This window comes from Chitinophaga sp. (genome assembly GCF_035564935.1).
Classification (GTDB): Bacteria; Bacteroidota; Bacteroidia; order Chitinophagales; family Chitinophagaceae; genus Chitinophaga.
Genome location: NZ_DATMTE010000463.1, coordinates 1 through 6,042 on the forward strand (window position 1 = coordinate 1; position 6,042 = coordinate 6,042).

Genomic DNA, 6,042 nt, shown 5'->3' on the forward strand with positions numbered 1-6,042 from the left:
CTTGAATCGGAAAACAGGCTTATCCGCCTGCAGCATGAAAAAGCGCATACAGAACGGTTATTCCTCAAAACGCAGATCAACCCGCATTTCCTGTTTAATAGCCTGAACAGTATTTATTCCCTGTCGCTGAAAAAGGATGAAAAAGTGCCGGCTACATTACTGCGACTGGCCGAAGTGATGCGGTATATGATCTATGAATCAGATGATGATTTTGTTCCTTTGGAGAATGAAATCAATTACCTGAAAAATTATATCTCCTTACAACAATTGAGAAATTCAGAGAAGGCGGCTGTTACCTTTGAGGTGAACGGTGATCCGGGTAAACACCGTGTAGCGCCGTTTATGTTTATTGTATTTGTAGAAAATGGATTTAAGCACGGCGTAGAAGCAGGGATACATGAAGCATTCATTCATATGAACCTGGATATTCAGGGTAGTACATTGCGGTTTACCGTGAAGAATAATAAAGGGGTTGTAGACGAGCCGGAGAGCGATCGTTTCAGGGGACTTGGACAGGATAATGTAAAGAAGCGGCTGGAGCTGCTTTACCCGGGGAGGCACCAGCTTGTTATTAAAGATGAGGCTGCGCTATATACTGTGCAGCTGCAGCTTGAACTGGATAATCAACATTAACTTTTAGATATCATTATATATGAAAATCAGATGCATAATTGTAGATGATGAAATTCTTTCCCGGGATGTAATTGAATCCTATATAAATGAATTTCCCGTAGTGGAACTGGTGAAGAAGTGCAGTAACGCTATTGAAGCGCTGGAAACCCTGCAGGAAGAAGATATTCAGTTGATTTTCCTGGATATAAAGATGCCCGCGCTTTCGGGGATCAGCATGTTGAAGTCGATCTCTTCACCACCCTGTGTGATCTTTACCACAGCTTATGCGCAACATGCCATAGAAGGTTTTGAGCTGAATGCGGTAGACTACCTGTTAAAACCCTTTTCTTTTGAAAGGTTTGTGCAGGCGGTAAATAAGGTTCGCCGGGTAATTGAACTGGAGGAATCTGCAGCCAGTTTGAAGCGTTCGGGCAATGAACAGCATTTTATTATTGTAAAGGCAGATAAAAAATTGCATAAACTGAATTTTGAAGATATTACCTATTTAAATTCGATAGGCGATTATCTCAGGATCTTTATGAAAAACGGGAAGGTGATCATCACCAATGAAACCCTGAAAAGTATAGAGGAAAGTTTGCCTTCAAACCTGTTCCTGAGAATACATAAATCCTATATAGTATCCGTGAGGTCCATCCTGTATATAGAAGGAAATCAATTGGTAATTGAGGGGGCGGAACTGCCTATTGGCTTAAAGTATAAAGAACAGCTGATTGAAAGGTTTGGCTCCCGTCTCTGAAAATAATACCGACATTTGGCATATAAAAGCAAACGATGAATAAAGAAAGTTTAGTTCAGTTTATTCAGCAGGTATTACCAATGAGTCAGGCTAAGGCAATGCAGGTAGCTGAGCGGTTCGAACCGGTGAGATTTGAAAGAAACGCGTATGTGCTTGAAGCCGGCAAAGTTTGCAATGAGTCTCATTTCATTGAAGAGGGCATTATCAGGTCCTATACGTACGATGTTGATGGCAACGAGGTAACTACTGCATTTTATTCGAAAAACAGTTTTACGAATGATTTGCTTTCCTTTTTCAAGAGAAGTCCCGCACGAGAATATCTCCAGGCAGTTACAGCATGCTACACCTGGTATATCACTTATGAAGATATGCAGGCAAGTTTTCACGCCATCCCCGAGTTCCGTGAATTTGGACGACTGAATATAGTGAACCAGTATAGCATGTTGAAGGAAAGAATGTTGTCGATGTTGCAGGAAACGGCGGAACAACGATATAATAACCTGATACATTCAAGCCCGGACATCTTTCAAAATGTGCCTTTAAAATATATTGCTTCCTACCTGGGTATCACTGATACTTCGTTAAGCAGGATAAGAAAGGAATTTGCAAAAAAATAGCCGGTTACCCATTTCTTGCCATTTGCTAAGCGCAAGCTGGCGCATTTGATTTTCCTTTGTTTTACAAAATAACAGATCAAATGGGAAATCACTTATCGGGTATGCCGCTTTGGGCTATCGCGCTGTTTATTGTCAGCTTTCTTTATTCCATCTTCTTCATTACAAAACCGGTAAAACAAGCCGCCGTTGCCGCTGGTATCACGCCGCAGCAATCACGGAATATCCGGACTGGTATCGTAGTCTTTTACGTTCTTTACCTCCTGTATGTTTCCGTGTTTTCTTTAAAAGGGGTGTTCGATGTAGATTCCGTGCCACCTAAAGTAATGATATGGGCGGGTATGCCGCTTATGCTCATCCTGTTTGGATTTATTGGAAATACGAAATTATTTAAGACACTGCTCCGGTCGGCCACCCTGGAATCACTGATCGCTGTGCATATATTCCGGGTTGTAGGCGTATTTTTTATCATCATTTATTATTATCATCTTCTTCCTGCAAGATTTGCATTTTCGGCCGGCCTGGGAGATATTATTACGGCTATCCTGGCACTGCCGGTTGCCAGGATGGTTGCAAAGAAGCGCCCGGGGAGTATACCGGCTGTTTATGCGTGGAATATACTGGGGATCATTGACATTATTGACCTGCTTGTGATTGCGGTTATTACAGGAGCGAACGGCAACCTGCGGGAAATGACGGTATTCCCGTTCGTCTGGTTTCCTGCTTTTGCTCCTGCAACAATTTTATTTTTACATACAGCAGTGTTCAGGAAATTATACCAATTAAGGAAAGCACCGCATATTGGCGGGCACCGGAAAGCTACGGATGAACTGAACCTGGCGCCATTGCAAATAAAGAAACGGTGAAGCCTGGCTTCACCGTTTGCAATATATACCTATCTGTTAAAGCGATACTGTTCTTCCGTTACCTGTTCCAGCCAATCTACCACCTTACCATCCAGGTTTTCCTGTATGGCAATATGGCTCATTCCCACCGTGGCTGAGGCGCCATGCCAGTGTTTCTCGTTGGCTTCAAACCACACAATATCACCCGGATGTACTTCTTCAACCCGGCCGCCTTCCCGCTGTACCCAGCCAAGGCCCGATACAATAATGATGGTTTGACCGAGTGGGTGGGTGTGCCAGGCTGTTCTTGCTCCCGGTTCAAAAGTCACCGTTGCTGCAGCGGCACGCCGTGCGTCATTGGGATCAAATAAAGGATCTATGCGTACCGCGCCGCTGAACCAATCGGCCGGCCCTTTCACGGATGCTTTTGAACCTGTTCTTGTTATTTCCATAGCTCAGGAAGTTTTTAAAGAATTTATATCTATTACGAAGCGGTATTTCACATCGCCTTTCAGCAAACGTTCATAGGCTTCATTAATTTGCCGGATATTGATCATTTCAATATCTGCAGTGATATTATGTTGTCCGCAGAAATCCAGCATTTCCTGGGTTTCGGCAATGCCCCCAATCATTGACCCTGCAAGGCTTTTACGTCCCACGATTATACTGAATGCGGCCACCGGCAGGGGATGTTCAGGCGCGCCAACCAGGGCCAGTGAGCCATCTACCCGGAGGAGGTTCAGGTAAGCGTTGATATCATGCTCTGCAGAAACGGCGTCGAGGATGAAGTGCAGTTTGCCGCGGAAGGCTTCCATCTGCTTTTCATCTTTGGAAAGTACCACTTCGTCTGCGCCCAGGCGTTTGGCTTCCGCGAATTTTGACTCTGAAGTAGTAAACGCTACCACATGTGCGCCCATGGCTTTGGCTATTTTGATACCCATATGTCCCAAACCACCGATGCCTACAATACCTACTTTTTTACCCGGGCCTACGTTCCAATGGCGCAGGGGGGAATAGGTAGTGATACCTGCACAAAGCAGCGGGGCAGTTGCCGCCAGATCGAGGTTTTCAGGGATGCGCAGTACGAAGTTCTCGTCTACCACCACGCTTTCTGAGTACCCGCCATAGGTGGGTGTATCCAGGTGTTTATCCGGTGAATTATAAGTTTGGGTGGCGCCGGGTTCGCAGAATTGCTCCAGGCCTTCCTGGCAATACTGGCATTCGCGGCAGGAGTCTACCAGGCATCCTACGCCCACTACATCGCCTACTTTGAATTTGGTAACATGATCGCCTACGCTTACCACTTTGCCCACGATCTCATGACCAGGTACACAGGGGTACACGGTAAAATGCCATTCATTACGTGCCGTATGCAGATCGGAGTGGCAAACCCCGCAATACAGGATGTCAATTTCCACGTCGTGCGGAGTTGTTTTTCTCCGTTTGATATTAAGCGTATTTAAAGGCGCGTCGGCAGCAGGTGTGCCATATGCTTTTACTGATGTGGTATTCATAATTTTTTTCTTGAAAGTGGTGACTGGTTTAAATTTTTGAAGAAAGCCGTCTGGTTTATTAAAAGGAAATTGTTTCTCAGGGAATTGTCCGGATCACTTTTGCGGGGATCCCGCCAACGACCGTATTGCCGGGAACATTTTTGCTGACAACTGCGCCTGCGGCCACTACTGCATTTTCGCCAATAGTTACACCGGGCAATATGGTAGCACCTGCACCGATCCAGGCATTCCGTTTTATTAGAATGGGTTTGCACAGTATACCCCGCCGGGCTACCGGATCCAGCGGATGATTCTCGGTAATGAGGTTCACTTTAGGGCCAATGAGCACATGATTTTCGAGCACAATGCCGCCCATCTCCAGGAAGGAACAGGCGTGATTGATGAATACATGTTCGCCGATCTCAATAAAGCGGCCGAAATTGGTATAGAAAGGAGCAAATATGGTAGTGGTTTCGTGGAGCGGGGAGCCTATGATCTCACTGAGTTTCACTCTCACCTCATCGGTACCGGTTGCCGCATTGAGCGCCGGAGACAAGGCCAGTGTGCGGTTGACCACTGCATCTATCTCCGAAAATTCAGGATCGTTCAGGGGAACCAGTTCTCCGGCTTTCAGCTTTTCGAAAATATTTTTCATAACGCAAAGGTAGGGTGTGCCATTCTTTTACCGGTTATGACTATCAAACCAATGATTAAGAAATTCAAACTTCCAGGGAGCGTAGGGAGGAAGGGTTGGTGCCGGTCATCCGTTTAAAATAATTATTAAAGTAGCTGGGGTATTCAAAGCCCAATGCATAGGCGATATCTGCAATATTCCAGTCGGTATGCTGTAACAGGGCTTTGGCCTCGCTGATGATCCGTTCGGTAATATGTGTGGTGGTTGACTTGCCGGTCACGGTTTTTACCATGCGGTTGAGGTAATTAACGTGCAGGGCCAGGTTTTGCGCGTAGTCCTGCGCAGTTTTCAATTGAAGGGGTTTATCCGGGCTTTCGATGGGGAACTGCCGTTCCAGCAATTCAAGGAAAACAGCGGTGATGCGGTTGGCTGCATTTTTATGCTGATCAAAATTCCCTGAAGGCTGTAATTTCATGGCCTCGTGCATGATCAGGTTAATGTAATTGCGGATCAGGTTATCTTTAAAAGTATAACCGCTTTGCTGCTCTTCGATCATTTTCTCAAAAATGGTGTTCAGGAAGATCCGCTGCTCCCCGCTGATGGTTAGTATAGGTGTACCGCCTATTTTGAAGAACGGCGACTGCTGCAGGATGTCTGTACGTTCTGAAAGATTGAGAAATTCCTCTGAAAAAAGACAGGTATAGCTTGCATAAGTAGTTGATATGGTTTCCCAGGAGTAGGGGATATGAGGGTTCCCGAAAAACAACACGGTACCTTCCGCCTGGAAGCTCCTGTCGGCATAATGGATCATACTTTTACCAGTGGTTAGGCAAATCTTATAAAAATCCTTCCGGCTGTAAAAACGTGTAACATTGCTATCCTCTTCGATCTGGAAGGCATTAAAGCCTTTTAACCGGAGGTCGTTATTGTATGCTGAAACGGAACGTGCCTGGATTTTTTTCATGGCACAAAGTTAAGGAAATCAAAACAAAGAGAGGGCCTTCTTTATTTTGAATCTCCCGGATAAGCAAAGGTTGCCGGATGAAGTTATACAGGGTCTTTTTTCTCGCTTTTTATTACTTTCCCG

The 6,042-nt window shown here is 45.3% G+C and carries 8 protein-coding genes; 4 read left to right on the forward strand and 4 right to left on the reverse strand.

Features of this window, described 5'->3' with window-relative positions; genetic code table 11:
• From VN105_RS11995 to VN105_RS12010, 4 genes are all read left to right on the forward strand, one after another.
• Window positions 1-633, forward strand: a 633-nt coding sequence (locus tag VN105_RS11995; protein WP_325641139.1) for a sensor histidine kinase, incomplete at its 5' end; no start/stop codon positions are given.
• Between the two features lie 19 nt (window positions 634-652).
• Window positions 653-1,369 carry a LytTR family DNA-binding domain-containing protein gene (locus VN105_RS12000; RefSeq protein WP_325641141.1) on the forward strand — a complete coding sequence of 239 codons (717 nt, stop codon included), beginning with the start codon at window positions 653-655 and terminating at the stop codon, window positions 1,367-1,369.
• A gap of 35 nt (window positions 1,370-1,404) precedes the next feature.
• A complete protein-coding gene (locus tag VN105_RS12005) occupies window positions 1,405-1,986 on the forward strand; it encodes a Crp/Fnr family transcriptional regulator (protein ID WP_325641143.1) in 582 nt (193 codons plus the stop codon).
• A gap of 80 nt (window positions 1,987-2,066) precedes the next feature.
• Window positions 2,067-2,849 carry a hypothetical protein gene (locus VN105_RS12010; RefSeq protein WP_325641145.1) on the forward strand — a complete coding sequence of 261 codons (783 nt, stop codon included), beginning with the start codon at window positions 2,067-2,069 and terminating at the stop codon, window positions 2,847-2,849.
• Between the two features lie 29 nt (window positions 2,850-2,878).
• Here the strand turns inward: VN105_RS12010 and VN105_RS12015 are convergent, their stop codons facing one another.
• From VN105_RS12015 to VN105_RS12030, 4 genes are all read right to left on the reverse strand, one after another.
• Complete coding sequence (locus VN105_RS12015) at window positions 2,879-3,280, reverse strand: (R)-mandelonitrile lyase (RefSeq protein WP_325641147.1); 402 nt, start codon at window positions 3,278-3,280, stop codon at window positions 2,879-2,881.
• Window positions 3,281-3,283: 3 nt separating this feature from the next.
• On the reverse strand, window positions 3,284-4,342 hold the full coding sequence (locus VN105_RS12020; protein WP_325641149.1) for an NAD(P)-dependent alcohol dehydrogenase: 1,059 nt from the start codon (window positions 4,340-4,342) through the stop codon (window positions 3,284-3,286).
• A gap of 76 nt (window positions 4,343-4,418) precedes the next feature.
• Entirely contained in the window at window positions 4,419-4,976 is a 558-nt protein-coding gene (locus VN105_RS12025; protein WP_325641151.1) for a DapH/DapD/GlmU-related protein, read from the reverse strand.
• A gap of 64 nt (window positions 4,977-5,040) precedes the next feature.
• On the reverse strand, window positions 5,041-5,919 hold the full coding sequence (locus VN105_RS12030; RefSeq protein ID WP_325641153.1) for a helix-turn-helix domain-containing protein: 879 nt from the start codon (window positions 5,917-5,919) through the stop codon (window positions 5,041-5,043).
• Window positions 5,920-6,042: the final 123 nt, after the last annotated feature.

Bases quoted from the DNA above. Each gene is read 5' to 3' on its own strand.
- VN105_RS12000 (WP_325641141.1), top strand. From the start codon at position 653: ATGAAAATCAGATGCATAATTGTAGATGATGAAATTCTTTCCCGGGAT.
- VN105_RS12005 (WP_325641143.1), top strand. From the start codon at position 1,405: ATGAATAAAGAAAGTTTAGTTCAGTTTATTCAGCAGGTATTACCAATG.
- VN105_RS12010 (WP_325641145.1), top strand. From the start codon at position 2,067: ATGGGAAATCACTTATCGGGTATGCCGCTTTGGGCTATCGCGCTGTTT.
- VN105_RS12015 (WP_325641147.1), bottom strand. From the start codon at position 3,280: ATGGAAATAACAAGAACAGGTTCAAAAGCATCCGTGAAAGGGCCGGCC.
- VN105_RS12020 (WP_325641149.1), bottom strand. From the start codon at position 4,342: ATGAATACCACATCAGTAAAAGCATATGGCACACCTGCTGCCGACGCG.
- VN105_RS12025 (WP_325641151.1), bottom strand. From the start codon at position 4,976: ATGAAAAATATTTTCGAAAAGCTGAAAGCCGGAGAACTGGTTCCCCTG.
- VN105_RS12030 (WP_325641153.1), bottom strand. From the start codon at position 5,919: ATGAAAAAAATCCAGGCACGTTCCGTTTCAGCATACAATAACGACCTC.